Here is an 18,619-nt window from a genome sequence, read left to right on the forward strand (position 1 = left end):
GGCTTGAAGGATCAGTTTGTGCCCCAGTATTTGGCTTTCAGCGTGTCCAGCGTGCCGTCTTCCTGAATGGCTGCGAGACCGGCATCAATTGCATCCACCGTCGGGTCACCTTCCTGAAACACGATACCCAATGGATCCGATTGCAGGCCTGTGATGCCTACGGTCAGCTCTCCGGCAAACTCCTGCTCGTAGGCAGCGGCGGACGTACCATCAATGATCACCCCTTGCACGTCTGCGTTCTGCAGCGCCAGAATAGCCGCCGAAAAGTTGTCGTAGAGGCTGACATTCTCGCGCCCCACAAGCTCTTCCGCCAGCTGGGCATTGGTCGTCGCGGTTTGTGCCGCCAGTTTCTGGCCACCCGCTTTGAAATCCTCAAGCGTCATATCCGCGTTGTCGACCTGCAGCAAAACGGCCTGACTGACAACGATGTAAGGTTCGGAAAAGTCCATAGTCTCTTCACGCTCGGGCGTGATCGATACGCCCGAGATGACCAGATCGAATTCACCCTGCTGAAGCGCCGCAAAGATGCCGTCCCAGGCGGTGTTTACGAAATTCGGAACGCAATTGATCTTTTCGCAGATTGCATTCATCACATCGACATCAAAGCCTACGATTTCACCGGTTGTTTCGTCGACGGTTTCCATCGGGGGGTAGGTTGCATCCGTTCCGATCTTGAGTACGCGACCTTCCAGATCGGCGGCAAAAGCCGCCGGCGCTGTCAGCATTGCAAGCGTTGCAGCGGCTAATAGGTTTTTGAACATGTTCGGTTTCTCCTCTGTTGGCTCAGTTGGTCTGCGCCGTACCCGGCGCCGGGGTGTCAGGTTGTCGCTCGATCAATGTGGCCCTGATCTTTTTTTGAGTTTCGGACGGATCAACGCCGTCCAGTGCTTTTAGCATGAATTCACCCAGCAAGCGGCTGGTCTCGCCAATCGGCAAATAGTAGGTGCTTGGCGGGGGGACGAAATACTGGCTAAGTTTCAGGTCGTCGTTTGAAATTAGGACGACATCCGTGCCGACTTGAACACCCATATCGGCGGCTCCGGACAAGGCGCCAAGGGTCATCGCCTCGTTGGCGCAAATAATGGCGCTTGGTCGGTTGCGCATTCGCAAGAGCGCCGCAAAGGCCCTTTGCCCGGTTTTCGCAGTGGTCGGGCCGGGGAAAACAAGTGCCGGGTCAAACTCTATGCCACCTGCCGACAGAGCATCTGAATATCCCTGGCGACGCTGGTGGGCATAGATCAGGTCATCCGGCGGGTTGATAAGCGCAATCCGCTTGTGCCCCAATGCCAGCAGCCGAGCCGTCGCATCAAAAGCGGCAGCCTGACTGTCGAGATCCACGTAGGGATGCGGTTCGACACTGTCGCTCATGCCGTATGTGACAAACGGAAAACCTTTATCTTGCAGATAGGCGATACGCTGGTCATTCACCCGTGTTCCGGAAAAGATCACCCCATCTGCCAACCCTTCCTGCACGATAGAGTGAAGGGTCCGCAGCGCGGCGTCGCCATCTCGTATGCTGAAGACGCTCAACTGATAGCGAGATCCCTGAACCGCGTCGGATATTCCGGCCAAGATCCTCGTAAACTCCACACCCTCCCACTCATCAGCGGCGTTGTCTGAAACGCTGACCAATACCGCAATCCTGTAGGATTTATTGGTGCGCAGTTTCAGGCCATCCAGATTGACCCGGTACCCAAGCTCGGAAGCCGCCTTCTGAATTTCGTCCCGCGTTTCGCGCTTTACCGAAGAGGCTCCGCGCAGGGCGTTTGACACTGTACCAACTGAATAGCCGGTTTTTTTGGCAATCGATTTGATCGTTGCCCGCGCCATCAGCCGATACCCTCAAGCTGTTCAGTCAAAAACGACCGGCCGGTTTGCAAAGTTCTCTTGTGATTTGCGGTTTCATCATGCTCGACAAAAAGGTCGGTGCACTTGGTCCTTAGAAGGGCTCGTAACGTGGCGTCCCAATCGACAACACCCTCACCCAGATCACGCCAACGCCCGTCACCTGATCCGCCCTTCGGGTCCACGTCCTTTGCGTGGACAGACAGGATGCGTGTCGCGTGTCGCGTGATCAGATCAGCTGGGCACTGACCCGCCGCAACGAGCCAACCGATATCAGGCTGCCAATAGATGTTTCCCTGCGCGAGAATCCGATCAAGAGGCGTTTCACCCGGCGCGCCATTCAGATCAAAGTCGTGGTTGTGGTAGGCTAGACTGATGCCGTGATCCCTCAGTCGATTTGCCCAATCGGACAACTGGCCCGACACTGCCTTCCATCCCTCGACAGTGCCGGGCCGCGCCTGTGGCGCCAGCCAAGGCATGACCGCCACCTGGCATTCCAAAAGATGCAGTACTTCAACGATGTCGTCGAAACGCTCGTTGAACTCCTCCCAATCGAAATGTGCAGAACGAAGGTTAAGACCTGATTGATGGACGATGCGTGCCATCTCTTGCGGTGTCATGTCATGCAGCCCGGTGGATTCGATATCCGAAAACCCACAAACGGAAACCAACTTCAGTTGGTCCGTGAGGTCACCGCATTGCCGGATCGTGTAAAGTTGCGCTGATATCCTCATTCTTCACCATTGAAACGTTTCAAATATGGTGAAACACAAAAAGCAACTCTGTCAAGAACTGCATTTCGTTGCTAATTGCGCATGGATAATCCGTTGTGGAACAGATGCACCTTATCCGGTGCGGCGGTGACCGAGACTGTCTGGCCACGCAGGTTTCGCTGAATCCCCGGCAGTTTCGCAATCACCGCATCCGCACCATCGGCTTGCTCAAAATACAGCAACGTGACTTCGCCCAGGGCTTCGGTAAAATCCACTTTCCCGGACAGAATCGCGGTTTCCTTTGTCGTGACCAAGTCTTCGGGACGCACCCCGATATTAACCTTTTTACCCAGGTCACTGTCTTCAGTTGGAACCCCGGACTTTGCAATCCCGCCTGATGACAGTTCAACGGTTGTCGTTTCGCCGGTTCCAGTGATTGTGCCGGACAGCAGGTTCATGGAGGGCGACCCGATGAACTGCGCAACAAACTCGTTGTCTGGAGTTTCATAAAGCTCGAGCGGTGTCCCGACCTGCGCGATGCCCTTGTCGGCCAAAACCACGATCCGACTAGCCAGAGTCATGGCCTCGACCTGATCGTGGGTCACGTAGATCATGGTGCTGTCAGGCATAGCCTCTTTCAGGCGCGCGATCTCAATCCGTGTGGCCACCCGAAGTGCTGCGTCGAGGTTTGAGAGGGGTTCGTCGAACAGATACACCTTTGGGTCACGTACAATCGCGCGCCCGATGGCAACCCGTTGACGTTGGCCCCCGGAAAGAGCTTTTGGCAGGCGGTCCAGGAATGGTTCCAGTTGAAGGATTTGAGCGGCACGATCTACGGCAGCATCAATCTCGGCTGCGGGCATTTTTGCAATTTTCAGGGCAAAGGCCATGTTTTCGCGAACGGTCATGTGGGGATACAAGGCGTAGCTTTGGAACACCATCGCGATGCCCCGCTGTGCAGGCGGAACATCGTTCATAACCTGCCCTTCGATTTCCAGCGTGCCGCCTGTAATCTTCTCCAGCCCGGCGATCATCCGCAACAGGGTGGACTTGCCACATCCGGAAGGACCAACGAAAACGATCAGTTCGCCCTGTTCAATGTCGAGATTGATGTTCTTCAAAACATCGACAGGGCCATAGGACTTGGCGACATCTGTAAGGTTGAGTTCAGACATGCGTTATCCCTTTTTCCTAAACATCAGGATGAACTGCGCCGCGTTCAGGATAACGTTGCCGCTTCCCTCAATGCCGCCCAAGTCCTGACCCATGACCTGCCAACCGCCTTCGGGCAGTTTGAACTCGGCAGTGTCTGCACCCAGATTGAACGCACAGAATATCTGCTCATGTGAATCCTCACGTACAAAAGAAAGGACCGAACCCGTTTCTGTCATCCCGGTCTGCGCCCCCATTGCCAAAGCAGGATGCGCATGCCGCAAGGCAATGGCGCGACGGTAGTGATTCAACATCGAATGTGGATCCGCCTCCAATCGGTCTACCGCGTGCCCGGCCTGCTGTGCGCTAACCGGCAGCCAGGGTTCTGCGGTGCTGAAACCCGATTGTTCATCTTGTGCCGCCCAAACCATCGGTGTGCGGCAGCCGTCGCGGCCCTTGTACTCGGGCCAGAACTCGATGCCATAAGGGTCTTGCAGTTTCTCGAACGGCACATCCGCTTCGTGCAGGCCCAGCTCCTCGCCCTGATAAAGGCAGGCAGAGCCGCGCAGGCACATCATCAGAACCGCGTGCTGGCGGGCTGCGGCGTCGTCCAAATTCCAGCGCGAGACGTGACGCTGCACGTCGTGGTTGGAAAACGCCCAACATGGCCACGCGTCCCCTGCCTTCGCCTCTAACTGATCAAAAACGTGCCTGGTGTAAGCGGCTGTCAATGCGCGTTTTTCCAGGAATTCGAAGGCATAGCACATGTGCATCCGTTTATCCCCAGATGTGTACTCGCCCATGATCTCGAGCCCGCGCTGCGCATCTCCGACCTCGCCCAGGCAAGCTCGGTCTTCATATTCGTCCGTCAAAGCCCGCAGTCGTTCGAGGAAGGCGATGTTCTCGGGCTGGCTTTTTGAAAACAGGTGATCCTGATGGTTGTAAGGATTCACTGCCGGTGCGATCGTGGCGTTGCGTTGATCCATCGGCAGCGCGGGATTGTCGCGCAGCGCATTGTCGTGGAAATAGAAATTGATGGTATCCAGCCGAAAACCATCCACACCCAGATCAAGCCAGAACCGCGCCACGTCCAGCAACGCGTCCTGAACAGCCGGACAGTGGAAATTCAGATCCGGCTGCGATGTCAGGAAGTTGTGTAGATAATATTGCAGGCGTCGGGCGTCCCATTGCCAGGCCGAGCCGCCGAAGATCGAAAGCCAGTTGTTCGGAGGCGTGCCATCCGGTTTGGGGTCCGCCCAAACATACCAGTCGGATTTCGGGTTCTCTCGACTGCTGCGGCTTTCGCTGAACCACGGGTGCTGATCTGATGTATGCGACAGAACCAGATCAATCATGATCCTCAGACCCTTCGCATGGGCCTGATCCAGAAGCTCTTTGAAATCCGCCAGCGACCCGAACATGGGATCGACATCGCGGTAATCGCTGACATCGTAGCCAAAATCCTTCATCGGTGATTTGAAAAACGGCGAGATCCAGATTGCGTCAACGGCCAGAGAGGCGATGTAGTCCAGTCGCGCAGTGATGCCCTTCAGATCGCCGATCCCATCGCCGTTGCTATCCTGAAAACTGCGTGGGTAGATCTGATAGATCACCCCCCCACGCCACCAGTCCGAAGACAGTTTCGTTGCTTTGCATTGTTCAAGGTTGTTCTGCACGTTCATCAGACGCCTCTATTTGACAGATCCGGCCAACAGGCCGCGGACCAGGTATTTTTGCATTGCGAAGAAGACGACCAGCGGCACGAAGATCGAGACAAAGGCAGCGGTCGCAAGGATTTCCCAATTGCCGCCACGTGTACCCAGCAACTCGACGATGCGGTTCGTCATCACGGTTGTCTGGCCGGTCGCGTCGATCAGGAAAACCTTGGCGACAAGCAGGTCATTCCATGTCCACAGGAACTGGAAGATCGCGAAAGACGCCAGCGCCGGGAAGCTGAGTGGCAGGATCAGTTTGGTGAAGATCTGAAACTCGGTGGCACCGTCGACGCGGGCGTTTTCGATCAGATCACGCGGCAATCCGGCCATGTAATTGCGCAGCAGGTAAATCGCCAGGGGCATCCCAAACCCTGTATGCGCAAGCCAGACGCCCAGGTATCCTTTACCGATCCCGATATTGAGGTGAAATTTCAGCAACGGGATCAAGGCCAATTGAAGCGGCACGACCAAAAGGCCAACAACGGCCGCGATCAGCAAGGCGCGTCCGGGGAAATCCATCCACGCCAGCGCATAAGCTGCAAAGGCCGCAACCAAAATCGGGATTATGGTCGCTGGGATGGTCACGGTCAGCGTGTTGAAGAACGCTTTGGCCATGCTGTCTGTACTGCTTTGATCCAGAAGAACCTTTTGGTAATTTTTCAAAGTGAATTCGGGCGGCAATTCGGCGGTAACAAAGATGCGTGCGCCGCGATCACCTGTGAACTCTTCGGTGTTCTCCATCCGGTAGTTGCCAACCGCATCCACCGTGATCGTGCCACCTCGCCGCAGTTCTGCTGTTTGGCCCGGCTCAAACGCATCTACCTCGCGCGAACTGATACCCCATCTGGAAATCGTTGCTTGCTCATCTTCGCTGAACAACGCCCCCTGAATGACATACACTCCGTTTTCCAGCACCTGCGTCTCCGGTGCGGCACTGCGGAGGGTCAGATTTTGTTCGGAGGGGAACAGCGACCGCCACCAGCCGCTGGACGATATCTGATCTGCCGTCCGAAAGGACGAAATCAGCAAGCCAAGCGTGGGGATGACCCAAAGGGCCACAAGAAAGACGACTGACAGATGTACCACCCATCTGAGCGTGGGTTTCGTTCCTGCGATATCGCTCATGGCTTACTCCATCTCCTTGCGTGCATTGCGCACGTTCCAGACGAGAATCGGCGCAACAAGCAACATGATCACCATGGCCGAGGCCGACCCGACGCCCCAGTCATTGGCGCGGAAAAGCTTGTCATACATGTAGTTTGCCAGCACCTGCGTCTCCCACTGGCCGTTGGTCATGGCAAAGACGATGTCGAACACTTTGAGAACGGTGATCGTGATGGTCGTCCAAACAACAAGGATTGTGGTTTTGATCTGCGGTACCTTGATCTTGAAGAAGATCTGAAAGGGATTGGCCCCATCCAAAATGGCCGCCTCGATGGTTTCTTCGGGAATACCGCGCAAGGCCGCCGACAGAATGACCATGGCGAAACCCGTCTGAATCCAGATCAGGACAACCATCAGAAAGAAACTGTTCCAGAAGGGAATTGTTAACCACGTGTTGGGTTCGGTGCCGCCGAAGAAGATGTACAGCGCGTTCAGGATTCCTATCTGGTCTTGTTCAGCTGGTCGCGCGTCATAAACCAGTTTCCAGATCACCGATGCACCAACAAACGAAATGGCCATCGGCATGAAGATCAAGGACTTGGCAAAGTTGCCCCAGCGGATGCGGTCTGTCAGTTGCGCCACGAGAAGACCAAAAGCCGTTGACATGGCTGGTACGACAATCAACCAGAACATGTTGTTGCGCATGGCTTCCCAAAACTTCGGCTCAGCCGCCATTTGGGTATAGTTGTCCAGGCCAACCCATCGGTATCCGCCACCGGGCACACGTTCCGTAAGCGAAAGGCGCAAGGTTTCAACCACCGGATACGCCAGATAAAGCCCCAGCGCAGCAAGCGCCGGGAACAGGAACAACCATGGACGGATCAAGTTCGCGCGGTTGATGTTTCGGCCCGCATTCGGACCACGCGGCGGAAACAGGATTTTGTCCAGAAACTGGTTGGAAAAGTAGAAGTAGCCCACGCAACCCGACACGCCGATGGCGATCGTCAGCAGGCCTTGAAGTGCGGGTGTCATGGTGCGCCCATCCGTTTGGCAAGTGGGGCGGCCCTAGGACCGCCCCATGAGTTGGTCACTTGGCTGCGTCCCAGGATGACTGGATTTCACGTGCCACGGTGGCTGCATCTTTTGCACCCGAAGAGTAATCGACCATCCCGGTCCAAAAAGTACCTGCCCCAACCGCACCCGGCATCAGGTCAGACCCGTCAAAGCGGAAGGTCGTTGCGTTGGTCAGGATTTCGCCCTGTCCGCGCTGTGAATCATTCGAGTAGTTCTCGGGGTCTGCACTCAGGTGGGGCGTCAGGAAGCCATCCTGCGACATCATGATCTCATGAGCGAATGGCGTCTTCAGGAACTCCATGAATGCTTCGGTGGCCGGGTTCGGGTTCGTGATCGTGAACAGTGTCCCTGCCCCAAGCACTGGTGTGCCCAGGTCTTTTTCGGCGTAAGCCGGGAAATAGAAGAAGTCAGCGTCCACCCCCAATTCCGTGCCTTCAGGAAAATAAGCGGGAATAAACGACGCTTGCCGATGCATCATGCAAGCCGGCGGGCTATCGAATAGACCCTTGGGGCTGTCCCGGAAGTCAATTGCCGCCGTGTCGTCTGCATTACCAACCACATATTCGTCATTGCGGGTAAAGCTGCCATATTCCTCAATCGCAGCGATGACGCGGGGATCATCGAACTTGATCTCGTTGGAAACCCATTGGTCATAGACTTTTGGTGGTTGCGTGCGCAGCATAAGGTCTTCGACCCAGTCCGTTGCGGGCCAACCCGTTGCGCCACCCGAGGCCAGACCGACGCATAGGGGCGTCTCACCGTCTTCGACCATCTGATCCATCAGAGCTTTGAACTCTTCCATGGTTTCGGGCACTTCATACCCAAAGTCTTCGAAGTTTTCGGGCACGTACCAGACCAGAGACTTGACGTTCACATTGAAGAAGAAACCGTAGAAATCGTCTACTCCGTCGGCGTTTTGAAACGTTCCCAGATCCACCCAGGACTGACCGGCAGCAAAGTTTTCCTTTATCCAGTCCGCCGAGCCCTCGGCCAAAGGTGTCAGATACCCCTGCTTGGCGAGGTTTGCCGCCAGACCGGGCTGCGGGAAAACAGTCAGGTTCGGCGCGGAACCTGCGGCTGCATCAATCAGGATTTGCTGTTCCAGAGAGTCCGAGCCCACATAGCTGGAATTCGCACCTGTTGCTTCGTCGAAATAGGCCACAAGGTTCTCGAAAGACTTGCCCTCGCCAGCCAGCCAGGGGCCGAAAATAGTCAGGCTTTCGCCGGACAGATCATTTGCTTCGGCAAAGGCCTGAAACCCATCCCAGTCAAAACTGCCCTCGCCGACGGCGTGGATCAACTCACCCTCCGCCTGAACTGATCCGGCTATCAGGGCGAGTGCCGCCGCACCTGCGTAAAGCGTGTTTTTCATCAAATCCTCCTCCCAAGCTATCGTGCGCTCAAAGACTCACTTTCAAAGCGCTTTGGTTAGTGCGTGTTATCCGCTAACAATAGCTCTCTGTCAACATTTTGCTTCCCAGCGCCAAAATTACTTATACTTTTTGCTTTCCACACAAAATAAGTTGACGAATGCAGCATTTGCTCACAAAACAAAAAAGAGTCACTCAATTGAAGGCGCTTTGAATCGTAAAATGAACCTGAAGCAGCTCTCGGAAGTTCTGGGCCTTTCGCAAACTACGGTCAGCCGGGCGTTGAACGGGTACCCTGAAGTGAGCGAGGACACACGTGCGCGCGTTCAAGCTGCGGCGCACAAACATGGGTACCGGCCGAACAGTCGTGCCAAAGGGCTTGCAACCGGACGATCCATGGTGATCGGCCACGTGATTCCCAGCTCGTCACAACATGAAATGGTTAACCCGATCTTCGGGGATTTCGTCGCCGGTGCCGCAAAGAAATACGCTGAACATGGCTATGACATGATGTTCACCAACGCCGACGACACCTCGATTGAAGAAGCGTATCGGAGTCTCTTTCAGCGGGGCGCGGTGGACGGAGTCGTGCTGCAAGGCCCCAAAGTGAACGAACCACGGATCGAAGTCCTGACCCGCATGGGCGTCCCATTCATCGTGCACGGACGCTCAACCGGCGTCGACACTTTGTATGACTGGATCGATGTGAACAACAAAAGCTCGTTCATGCGTGCCACGCGCTTTCTGATTGACCTTGGCCATCGCCGTATCGCTCTGATCAACGGTCTGGAAGATATGGATTTCGCCCAACGCCGCCGCGACGGATATCTTGAGGCGCTTGGGCAGGCCGGGCTTGCGCCCGATGCAAATCTGATGCGCAGCGCTGAAATGACAGAGGTTTACGGCCACCACGAAACGCAAAACATGTTGCGCCTGGACACCCCTCCGACTGCGATTCTGTGTTCGTCGATGATATCCGCCATCGGTGTGCGGCGCGCTCTGTCCGAAAGCGGGCTTGAGATGGGTGCGGATGTATCAGTGATCGCCCATGACGACGACCTGTCCTATTTGAAGAACGGGCAGGATGTACCTATCTTCACCGCAACGCGCTCGTCCGTCCGGCAGGCAGGTGAAATGGCTGCTGACATGTTGATCCAGCGCATCAAATCTCCGAATGATCCAGTCAAAACTAGATTGCTGGAGGCCGAACTGGTAGTTGGCAGGTCAACCGGCCCTGCGCCCAACAGGTTGTAGCCATGAAACACTCACGCACTGATTTCCCCAAAGATTTCCTCTTTGGTGTTGCCACCTCTGCGTACCAGATTGAAGGCCATGCACAGGGCGGTGCGGGGCAGACTCATTGGGATACCTTTGCGGCGTCGCCGGGCAACGTGGTGCGCGGAGAAAACGGAGACGTGGCCTGCGATCACCTGAACCGGTTCGAGCAGGATTTCGATCTAGTGCGCGAAGCCGGGTTTGACTGTTATCGCTTTTCGACAAGTTGGGCACGTGTATTGCCGGAAGGGCGTGGTCAGGTCAATCAGGCGGGGTTGGACTATTATGACCGATTGGCGGACGCCCTGCTGGAGCGCGGTATCCGCCCCTGTGTGACGCTTTATCATTGGGAACTACCGTCAGCGCTTGCGGATCAGGGGGGGTGGTGCAATCGCGATATCGCGGATTGGTTCGCGGATTATACGCAGGTCATCATGGGTCGGATCGGTGACCGGATGTTCAGCGCCGCGCCGATCAACGAACCCTGGTGTGTCAGTTGGCTGAGTCATTTTGAAGGCCACCATGCGCCCGGTCTGCGCGACATCCGCGCCGCTGCGCGAGCGATGCATCACGTTTTGTTGGCCCACGGCAGGGCCATTCAGGCCATGCGCAGTCTTGGCATGAGCAATCTGGGCGCTGTGTTCAACCTCGAATGGTCCGAGCCAGCAGATGACAGCGCGGAAGCGCGGCTTGCCGCAGATCGCTACGACGCGATTTATAACCGGTTCTTCCTTGCCGGGATTTTCAAAAGAGAATATCCCCAAACAGCCTTGGTGGGATTGGAGCCACACCTGCCCAAGGGCTGGCAGAACGACTTTGAAACCATCGGAGCACAGGTCGATTGGTGCGGGTTGAACTACTATACCCGAAAATTGATCGCCCCGGCGGACACCGCCTGGCCCAGCCTGCAAGAGGTTCCCGGGCCTTTTCCGAAAACGCAGATGGGATGGGAAATTGAGCCCTCTGCCCTCACCCGCTTTCTTATCAGAACAACGAAAGACTATACGGGCGCGATGCCAATCTATATCACCGAAAACGGTATGGCGAGTGAGGCGCGCGTGCAGGACGATGATCGTATCGATTATCTCGACCGGCACCTCGTGGCCGTGCAGGACGCCTTGACACAAGGTGTTCCGGTGAATGGCTATTTTGTCTGGTCTCTACTGGACAATTACGAATGGGCCTTCGGGTACGAGAAGAGGTTTGGACTGGTGGACGTGGATTTCGAAACACTTGCGAGAACGCCCAAAGCGTCTTTCATGGCGCTAAAATCCGCCCTGTCCGAGGGTCAGAACGTCTCTCAACCGTTAGCGCAACCATTCGGGGCTGTGCATGAGCATTGGAACTTGGTTGCGGATATTGGTGGCACGAACACACGTTTGGGCGTCGTCACGAATGGCGAATTGGCAGATCTTCGGAAGCATCCGACGGGGACATTGGAAGACCTGTTGGAGGCATTCCATGATCTCAGAGACGAAATCGGAACAAATCCACAGGCCGTCGTAGCTGCGGGCGCGGGGCCCGTCAGGGATGGGACTATTCAACTGACCAACGCAAACCTGGATCTCTCGGAGACAGAGTTGGCAAATGCAACAGGAGCGCAGCGCACCTTTGTCATAAATGATTTTACCGCCGCGGCATGGTCGGTGGCCGAGGTGACCCGGTCGGATGTTGCCGTCTTGCAGGGACAGGCAACGCCGCCCGCAGGCACGCGATTGGTTGTTGGCCCCGGAACCGGGCTCGGCGTTGGCGCCTTGCTTTACTCAGAAGGCAGATATCATACGGTTTCCGGCGAAGGCGGGCATGTGGGTCTGTACCCGCGCCATCGCGAAGAAGTTGATATCTTTGAAGCGGCGCGTCGTATCGCACCGGGCTGTTTCTTTGGGGACAGCCTGGCGCTGGAAGCAGAAATGTTCCTGAGTGGAACCGGCCTACCGGTCCTGTATCAGGCGGTTGAATTGGCAGCCGGTCAGGCGCGGGCACAGGTGCGCTCTGCGAAAGAAATTCTGAACGATGCCCGCAGCGGCACCAATCTCATCGCCGAAAAAACGGCGCAGATTTTTACCACTCATCTGGGTGCATTGATGGGTGATCTGGCGGTCACCTTGATGCCAGAGGGAGGCGTTTTCCTTGTGGGCGGCGTTGCCGAGAAAAACCGCTGGCTTTTCAGTGACAACTTCAAGGATGCGTTCAACGGCGGCGGCCGCTTCAGCGATTTGCGCCGTTCCCTGAACCTCTACGTGTCTGAACAGGCAGAGTTCGGGATCATCGGCGCAAACAACTTCTGCAAGAACGCGCTGAGACAGTAACCAGACTAACCGAAATTTCTATTCCAAGAAGGACCAAGACATGATCCTGTGCTGTGGTGAAGCGCTGATAGATATGATCTCAGAACCGACCGTGTCGGGTGCACTGGGTTTTGTGCCACATACCGGTGGTGCAGTTCTGAACACAGCTGTTGCGATGGGGCGTCTGGGCGTGCCGGTTGGAATGCTGACAGGTTTGTCATCGGATATGTTCGGACGGCAACTGATCGATGCCCTGAAAGCCAGTCATGTGGACACGACGCATGTGATTATCTCGGACCGCCCGACCACGCTTGCCTTTGTACAGCTTTCTGATGGGCACGCGTCTTACAGCTTTGTTGATGAAAACACGGCGGGCCGGATGTTGCTGCCCGAAGACTTGCCCGATCAACTTCCAGCGGTTTCCGCTCTGTATCTCGGTGGTATCAGCCTTGCCTGTGAACCTTGCGCAGATGCTTATGCCGCCCTCCTGGACCGCCACGGTTCCGACCGGGCTGTGATGCTTGATCCGAATATCCGCCCGGGTTTCATCAAGGATCACACCCGATTTAGAACGCGTTTGAACCGCATGATCTCACGAGCAGATATCGTCAAGGTTTCGGACGAGGACTTGGACTGGATCATTCCGGGTAACGAACCCGAAGCCGCGAAGGCGTCTATGCTGTTGCAGGCGGGTCCAACCGCTGTCATCGTCACGCGTGGCAGCGACGGGGCGCACGGTTACCTGGCAGATGGTTCAGAAGTCTCAGTTCCTGTGAAGCCCGTTGAAGTGGTCGACACAATCGGCGCAGGTGACACGTTCAACGCTGGCGTCCTGACCGGTCTCAGCCGTGCAGGGCATCTGACCAAATCAGGTCTGCGCGGATTGACTGCGGAAAACTTGCGAACGGCCATGGAACTGGGCGCGGATGTGGCCGCAGTGACCGTATCCCGAGCCGGGGCGGAACCGCCTTGGGCGCATGAGCTTTGATCTTTAGAATGGCACAATGAAACGATCTGAAATCAACCGTATCAAATCCCAGGCACACGCGTTTATTCAGTCCTTCGGTGCCGTGTTGCCACCCTTTGCGAATTGGACGCCAGAGCAAATGCGCAGCCCTCTGGCGGAAACGATTCGCAACCGCGGGCTGGGATGGGACATCACCGATTACGCACAAGGCCGTTTCGACGAACTTGGACTTTTTCTGTTCGCTCTGCGCAATGGTGAGGCGAAGGATCTGAAATCCGGGCGCGGGATGCTCTATGCGGAAAAACTGTTGATCTCGAAAGACAATCAGCTTTCTCCGATGCACCGGCATATCGTCAAAGCAGAAGACATCATCAACCGGGGCGGCGGCGACCTCGTTCTGGAAATCTATGCGTCGGATCCAAACGGTGGCGTTGACCGCGACAACCCGGTGACGGTCCCTAGCGATGCCTGCCCTGTAACCTTGCAACCCGGAGAGCACTTGCGGCTGAAGCCGGGGCAAAGTGTAACTCTGATGCCCGGCATCTGGCACGCTTTCTGGGCGGAGCGCGGCGATTGCCTTATTGGCGAGGTTTCGACCGTGAATGACGACCGTACGGACAATGTCTTTGAAGAGCCAATCCCGCGGTTTTCAAAGGTCGAAGAAGATGCAGAACCGGATTTCCTGCTTGTATCGGACTATTGACACCGTTCGGTCCGGGCTGGCGTGAACAGGATAGTCGGTTCAACTATCGCATATCCTTCCACCACCCCTCATCGTCTGCCGCTTGACAAGTCTTGCGTAGCCGGACTAGCTGATCGGGATGGTTCCGTAAGGGATGAAAATGGGAATACGGTGCGGCGCAGGGATGCGCCAAGTCCGTGACTGCCCCCGCAACTGTAAGCGGTGAGCGACGCCACTGTACCACTGATCCGAAAGGGTTGGGAAGGTGGGCCGAGCCTTGACCCGCAAGTCAGGAGACCTGCCATCGCATGGTAAACCAACCCGGGGCGGGGCGTCCCCGAAGGAGGCTTGATGGCGCGTTTGCGTAATATATGGGTATTTGCCCTCTGTCTGCATCTGGCAAACGACGGAGATGGCAATGGCCTGCTATTCTGATCACTACGTTCTGATCTGTTCAACATGTCAGGGGACGATGCCTGCCGAGGCCGCGCAAGACGCACTGGACGCTCAGTTGCCTGACGGTTTTGAAACCCGAATGGTGGCCTGCATGGCAGGTTGTGAACGGGCCATGACCGTTGGATTTCAGGCCGCAGGCAAAGCGCAGTACCTGTTCGGCGACATTAAGACATCACACGACCTGGCTGCCCTAGTCGAATTCGCGACGCAGTTCGGCGACAGCGACGATGGCTGGACAAGCGCGTCGGACCGTCCTCCTGCCCTCTTTGCAAAGACCCTGTCGCGAATACCCGCTTTGCCATCCCGAGGGACGTCATGAGTTTTCTGGTTGCCGAGGATCTGGAGTACTACGCTCTCAATGGTGATATCCTGTTGCAGGACGTGTCCTTTCGTCTGGAAGAAGGATCAATTCTGGCAATTGCCGGACCGAACGGTGCCGGTAAGACCACTCTGCTGAAACTGCTATGCGGGATCGAACGGATTGCGTTGGGTGATGTTTGGATTCAAGGCAAAAGCCTTCGCACTCTGTCCGCCCGCCAACGCGCCCGATCCATTGCTGTGGTCGGACAGCAGGAAACGCCCGATGGACGGATGCGGCTGCAAGACTATGTTGCGCTGGGACAAATCCCGATTCAGGGTGAACGATCGACGGCTCGACATAAAGCTGATCTTGAACGGGTGCTGACGACGACCGAACTGTCGCATTTCGCAAACAAACCGATGAGCCAACTGTCGGGCGGTGAACGTCAGCGCGCACATATTGCTCGCGCACTGGCCCAGAATCCGTCTTTGTTGTTTCTGGACGAACCAACCAACCATCTGGACCCGGATGCCAAGGGGCACATGCTGTCCTTGGTCGCTGACCTGGGGGTAACGGTCGTCATGATCGTCCATGATCTGGTCATGATCCCGGAATTCGCCAGCCATGTGGCGTTGATGAAAGCCACGCGCCTGACCGGGTTCGGGCCTGTTAGCGAAGTTCTGACCACAGACCGGGTACGTGACACATTTGGTGTGGATTATCTGTGCTTTCAGCACGAAGGCCGCATGATCCCGGCGCTGGACATCCGAAAACGAAAACTGTCATCATAACAGGAGCTAAAAATGATGCACAAACTCTGGCCAGTGGTTGTTTTCACTGGCTTGGCATGTGGCGCAGCAGCGGAGGCCGTCACGGTGGACAACTGCGGCGAACCGCTTGTTTTTGAAACGGCGCCCGAGCGTCTGGTCGTGCACGACATGAACATGACGGATATGGCCTTTGCACTCGGCCTTCAGGACAAGATCGTAGGGCTTACCGGAATTACCGGCTGGTACAAAACAAGCCCCGATTTTGATGCTCAGCGTGGCGATATCCCAGAACTTGCCCCCAAATACCCGACCATTGAAAACCTTGTGGCCGTCGAGCCCGATCTGTTCTTTGCCGGTTGGTACTATGGCATGAAACCCGGTGGCGATGTCACGCCCGACACCCTGGAACCCTTTGGTATCAAGACCATGGTCCTGACCGAAAGCTGCGTGCATCTGGACAAGAATCGCCCCGAGGCCAGCATGAACCTTTTGTTTGGTGACGTTCTGCGTCTGGGCATGGTCATGCAGGTCGAGGACGAGGCCGAAGCGCTGGTTGCCAACTGGAAGGACCAACTGTCCGCCATTGAAGCAAAAACAGCCGATCTGGCAAAGCCCCGCGTGTTCCTGCTGGACGGACCGGCCGATGCTCCGTTTACTGCCGGCAAGTTCGCCATTCCCGATGCAATGATCGCAGCCGCCGGTGGCGAAAACGTGACACATGATCTGGATACCAGCTGGGGCCGCACGTCGTGGGAAGCCGTGGCAGCGGCTAACCCGGAATTTCTGGTGCTGCTCGACTATCAGTCCGGCAACGGCGCAGAGGACACCTTTCAGTTCCTGAAGGATCATCCGGTGATGTCACAAACGGACGCGGTAAAGAACGAACGCTGGATTGGCCTGCGTTACGAAGAACTGACGCCCGGCCCGGCAAACATCGAGGCGATCGAGAAAATGGCGAAGGCCATGCACCCGGAGACCAACTGATATGGTCCAATTGGGCCGTTTGATTTTGTTGGGGGCGGTTGTTCTGACCGCCCTTTTGCTGTTGTCCATCGTCTACGGGACCACTCCTATCCCCATGCGCGAAGTTTTTTCAGCCATCGGTCTTGGAACCGGTCTGGTGGACGGAGACATGTCGCCTTTGCACCGGATCGTCTTCGACCTTCGCCTGCCCCGAGCCCTGTTTGCTGCCGTGATTGGCGCGGGGCTGGGCGTCGTTGGTGTTGTTTTGCAAACAACGACGCGAAACGATCTGGCAGATCCGTTTCTGTTCGGTCTGTCCTCTGGTGCAGCTGCTGGCGCCGTTCTGGTGATCACGGTCACAGGTGATGTATTGGGCATCTGGACGTTGCCGTTGGCGGCGTTTTGCGGCGGTCTGATCGCATCAGGCATTGTTCTGGCGCTGGTTCAGGGCTTACGCACGAGCGCGCCTGAAAAACTTATCCTGGCTGGTTTGGCGGTATCCTTTCTGTTTTCCGCGATCACCAATTACCTGATTTTCTCTGGCGACAATCGCGCTGCGCATTCGGTGATATTCTGGATGCTTGGCGGTTTGGGACTAGCAAGATGGGAAACGTTCCCGCTTGTCTTAATCGGATTGGGCCTGATCCTGAGCTATTCACTTTATCGCAGCCGGTGGCTTGACGCACTGCTGACCGGAGATTTTACAGCCTCTTCACTGGGTATTCCCGTTCAGGGCCTGCGGTTCAGTATGTTCTTCGTTGCCGCGTTGGCGACGGCCAGTTTCGTTTCCGTTGCCGGCGTCATCGGCTTCGTCGGGTTGATGGTACCGCATATTGCACGCGGCATCGCCGGAACTCTGCACCGAAACCTGCTGGTCGCCTCAGCCATCGTGGGCGCAATTCTACTGACTCTCTCTGATATCTTGTCACGCCTTCTTCTGGCTCCGCAGGAGTTGCCCGTCGGAATCGTCACAACGTCAATAGGATCACTATTTGTCTTCTTGTATTTATTCAAATCTGATCGCGGGAACTAGTTTCCAGAGGTTGCGCGACACTTTCATTTTTCAACATTGATGAGGTCAAGCAGTTCGGCATGCAATTCGGGGGTTGCGGCGGAAACGACCGCGCCATCTGAATCGAGGGTCAAAGCGTGCCCCTGCCAATCGGTCATCACTCCGCCAGCGGCTGTGACAAGGGGTGAGACCGCCAGATAGTCATAAGGTTGCAAATCGTAATCCACGACAGCATCGACATGCCCCGAAGCAAGCAAGGCATGGGGGTAACAATCATAGGCAAATCGGCGCGTCTGCCCTGCGGTCATCAGCCGGGTGAACAGGTCAGGATGGTCGCGATAGATCTTGTCCCCTTCATTCACATACAAAACCGATTGATCCAGGCGTGTTGTTTGCGCGACCTGTACCGGTCGCCCGTTCAGGCGGGCGCCGTCACCAATTACACCCAAGTAGGTCTCACCTAAGGCCGGCATTCCGACCAGTCCGAACTGAGGTTGTCCATCCAATAGATGAGCCAAAAGGAATCCGAACAAGGGATGGCCGGACAGAAACGATCGGGTTCCGTCAATGGGGTCAATGACCCACATATGGCGCCCGTCGCCAGCCTCCTGACCGTGTTCTTCGCCAAAGATGCCATGCTCTGGGAAATGCTGATTCAGATAGGCCCGTACTTCTGCTTCAACTGCCTTGTCGGCCTGCGTCACCGGGCTTTCATCCTGCTTGAATTCAACACCTAAAGAACCCCGAAAAAAACGCATAGCGGACTCCGATGCAATATCAGCAATCTTCATCGCGTGTTCAGTCAAAGCATCTGGGGTTACCATTTCCGGTCCTTTCGGCTGAAGTCATCCGATTTCCGACGGATGAAGGGTTGATTGCCCTGAAAGCTGAATGAGAAGTCATGCAGTTCAGTCTTCAGATTGGCGTGAAGT

Annotated in this window: 17 protein-coding genes, 1 pseudogene and 1 riboswitch; of the genes and pseudogenes, 9 read left to right on the plus strand and 9 right to left on the minus strand. The window is 56.1% G+C overall.

Annotated elements, in window-relative coordinates:
• Positions 1–11: 11 nt before the first annotated feature.
• From AC2FJB_RS10335 to AC2FJB_RS10370, 8 genes are all read right to left on the minus strand, one after another.
• On the minus strand, positions 12–761 hold the full coding sequence (locus AC2FJB_RS10335) for a basic amino acid ABC transporter substrate-binding protein (protein WP_496718259.1): 750 nt from the start codon (positions 759–761) through the stop codon (positions 12–14).
• 22 nt (positions 762–783) lie between these two features.
• Positions 784–1,830, minus strand: a complete 1,047-nt coding sequence (locus AC2FJB_RS10340; protein WP_496718260.1) for a LacI family DNA-binding transcriptional regulator — start codon at positions 1,828–1,830, stop codon at positions 784–786.
• Positions 1,830–2,579 (minus strand): sugar phosphate isomerase/epimerase family protein, encoded by a 750-nt coding sequence (locus tag AC2FJB_RS10345; protein ID WP_496718261.1) that lies wholly within the window; start codon positions 2,577–2,579, stop codon positions 1,830–1,832. Before AC2FJB_RS10345 ends, AC2FJB_RS10340 begins: the two co-directional genes overlap by 1 nt.
• Before the next feature lie 71 nt (positions 2,580–2,650).
• Entirely contained in the window at positions 2,651–3,733 is a 1,083-nt protein-coding gene (locus tag AC2FJB_RS10350) for an ABC transporter ATP-binding protein (protein WP_496718262.1), read from the minus strand.
• A gap of 3 nt (positions 3,734–3,736) precedes the next feature.
• Complete coding sequence (locus AC2FJB_RS10355; RefSeq protein WP_496718263.1) at positions 3,737–5,392, minus strand: alpha-glucosidase; 1,656 nt, start codon at positions 5,390–5,392, stop codon at positions 3,737–3,739.
• Between the two features lie 9 nt (positions 5,393–5,401).
• The gene (locus tag AC2FJB_RS10360) at positions 5,402–6,550 is read right to left on the minus strand and encodes a carbohydrate ABC transporter permease (protein ID WP_496718264.1); all 1,149 of its coding nucleotides are present in this window, start codon (positions 6,548–6,550) and stop codon (positions 5,402–5,404) included.
• 3 nt (positions 6,551–6,553) lie between these two features.
• Positions 6,554–7,561 carry a carbohydrate ABC transporter permease gene (locus AC2FJB_RS10365; protein ID WP_299898078.1) on the minus strand — a complete coding sequence of 336 codons (1,008 nt, stop codon included), beginning with the start codon at positions 7,559–7,561 and terminating at the stop codon, positions 6,554–6,556.
• Between the two features lie 55 nt (positions 7,562–7,616).
• A complete protein-coding gene (locus AC2FJB_RS10370) occupies positions 7,617–8,975 on the minus strand; it encodes an ABC transporter substrate-binding protein (protein WP_496718265.1) in 1,359 nt (452 codons plus the stop codon).
• A 220-nt stretch (positions 8,976–9,195) separates the two neighbouring features.
• Here AC2FJB_RS10370 and AC2FJB_RS10375 point away from each other — a divergent pair, with 220 nt between their 5' ends.
• From AC2FJB_RS10375 to AC2FJB_RS10415, 9 genes and pseudogenes are all read left to right on the plus strand, one after another.
• Complete coding sequence (locus AC2FJB_RS10375) at positions 9,196–10,227, plus strand: LacI family DNA-binding transcriptional regulator (protein WP_496718266.1); 1,032 nt, start codon at positions 9,196–9,198, stop codon at positions 10,225–10,227.
• A gap of 2 nt (positions 10,228–10,229) precedes the next feature.
• Positions 10,230–11,531, plus strand: a pseudogene (locus AC2FJB_RS10380) (GH1 family beta-glucosidase); the annotation flags it as partial.
• On the plus strand, positions 11,508–12,557 hold the full coding sequence (locus AC2FJB_RS10385) for a glucokinase (RefSeq protein ID WP_496718317.1): 1,050 nt from the start codon (positions 11,508–11,510) through the stop codon (positions 12,555–12,557). The pseudogene AC2FJB_RS10380 and the gene AC2FJB_RS10385, both read left to right, overlap by 24 nt.
• 40 nt (positions 12,558–12,597) lie before the next feature.
• Positions 12,598–13,524 carry a carbohydrate kinase family protein gene (locus AC2FJB_RS10390; protein WP_496718267.1) on the plus strand — a complete coding sequence of 309 codons (927 nt, stop codon included), beginning with the start codon at positions 12,598–12,600 and terminating at the stop codon, positions 13,522–13,524.
• Positions 13,525–13,540: 16 nt separating this feature from the next.
• Positions 13,541–14,206 carry a D-lyxose/D-mannose family sugar isomerase gene (locus AC2FJB_RS10395; RefSeq protein ID WP_496718268.1) on the plus strand — a complete coding sequence of 222 codons (666 nt, stop codon included), beginning with the start codon at positions 13,541–13,543 and terminating at the stop codon, positions 14,204–14,206.
• Between the two features lie 104 nt (positions 14,207–14,310).
• A riboswitch (cobalamin riboswitch) is annotated at positions 14,311–14,505 on the plus strand.
• 98 nt (positions 14,506–14,603) lie between these two features.
• Positions 14,604–14,960 carry a DUF1636 family protein gene (locus AC2FJB_RS10400; RefSeq protein WP_496682873.1) on the plus strand — a complete coding sequence of 119 codons (357 nt, stop codon included), beginning with the start codon at positions 14,604–14,606 and terminating at the stop codon, positions 14,958–14,960.
• The gene (locus AC2FJB_RS10405) at positions 14,957–15,733 is read left to right on the plus strand and encodes an ABC transporter ATP-binding protein (RefSeq protein ID WP_496718269.1); all 777 of its coding nucleotides are present in this window, start codon (positions 14,957–14,959) and stop codon (positions 15,731–15,733) included. Before AC2FJB_RS10400 ends, AC2FJB_RS10405 begins: the two co-directional genes overlap by 4 nt.
• Positions 15,734–15,745: 12 nt before the next feature.
• Entirely contained in the window at positions 15,746–16,696 is a 951-nt protein-coding gene (locus AC2FJB_RS10410; RefSeq protein WP_496718270.1) for an ABC transporter substrate-binding protein, read from the plus strand.
• A 1-nt stretch (position 16,697) separates the two neighbouring features.
• A complete protein-coding gene (locus tag AC2FJB_RS10415; protein WP_496718271.1) occupies positions 16,698–17,708 on the plus strand; it encodes a FecCD family ABC transporter permease in 1,011 nt (336 codons plus the stop codon).
• 23 nt (positions 17,709–17,731) lie between these two features.
• On the opposite strand, the gene AC2FJB_RS10420 is transcribed toward AC2FJB_RS10415, so the two are convergent.
• Positions 17,732–18,511 carry an inositol monophosphatase family protein gene (locus AC2FJB_RS10420; protein ID WP_496718272.1) on the minus strand — a complete coding sequence of 260 codons (780 nt, stop codon included), beginning with the start codon at positions 18,509–18,511 and terminating at the stop codon, positions 17,732–17,734.
• Positions 18,512–18,619: the final 108 nt, after the last annotated feature.

Source organism: Ruegeria sp. CDSC085 (assembly GCF_059610465.1).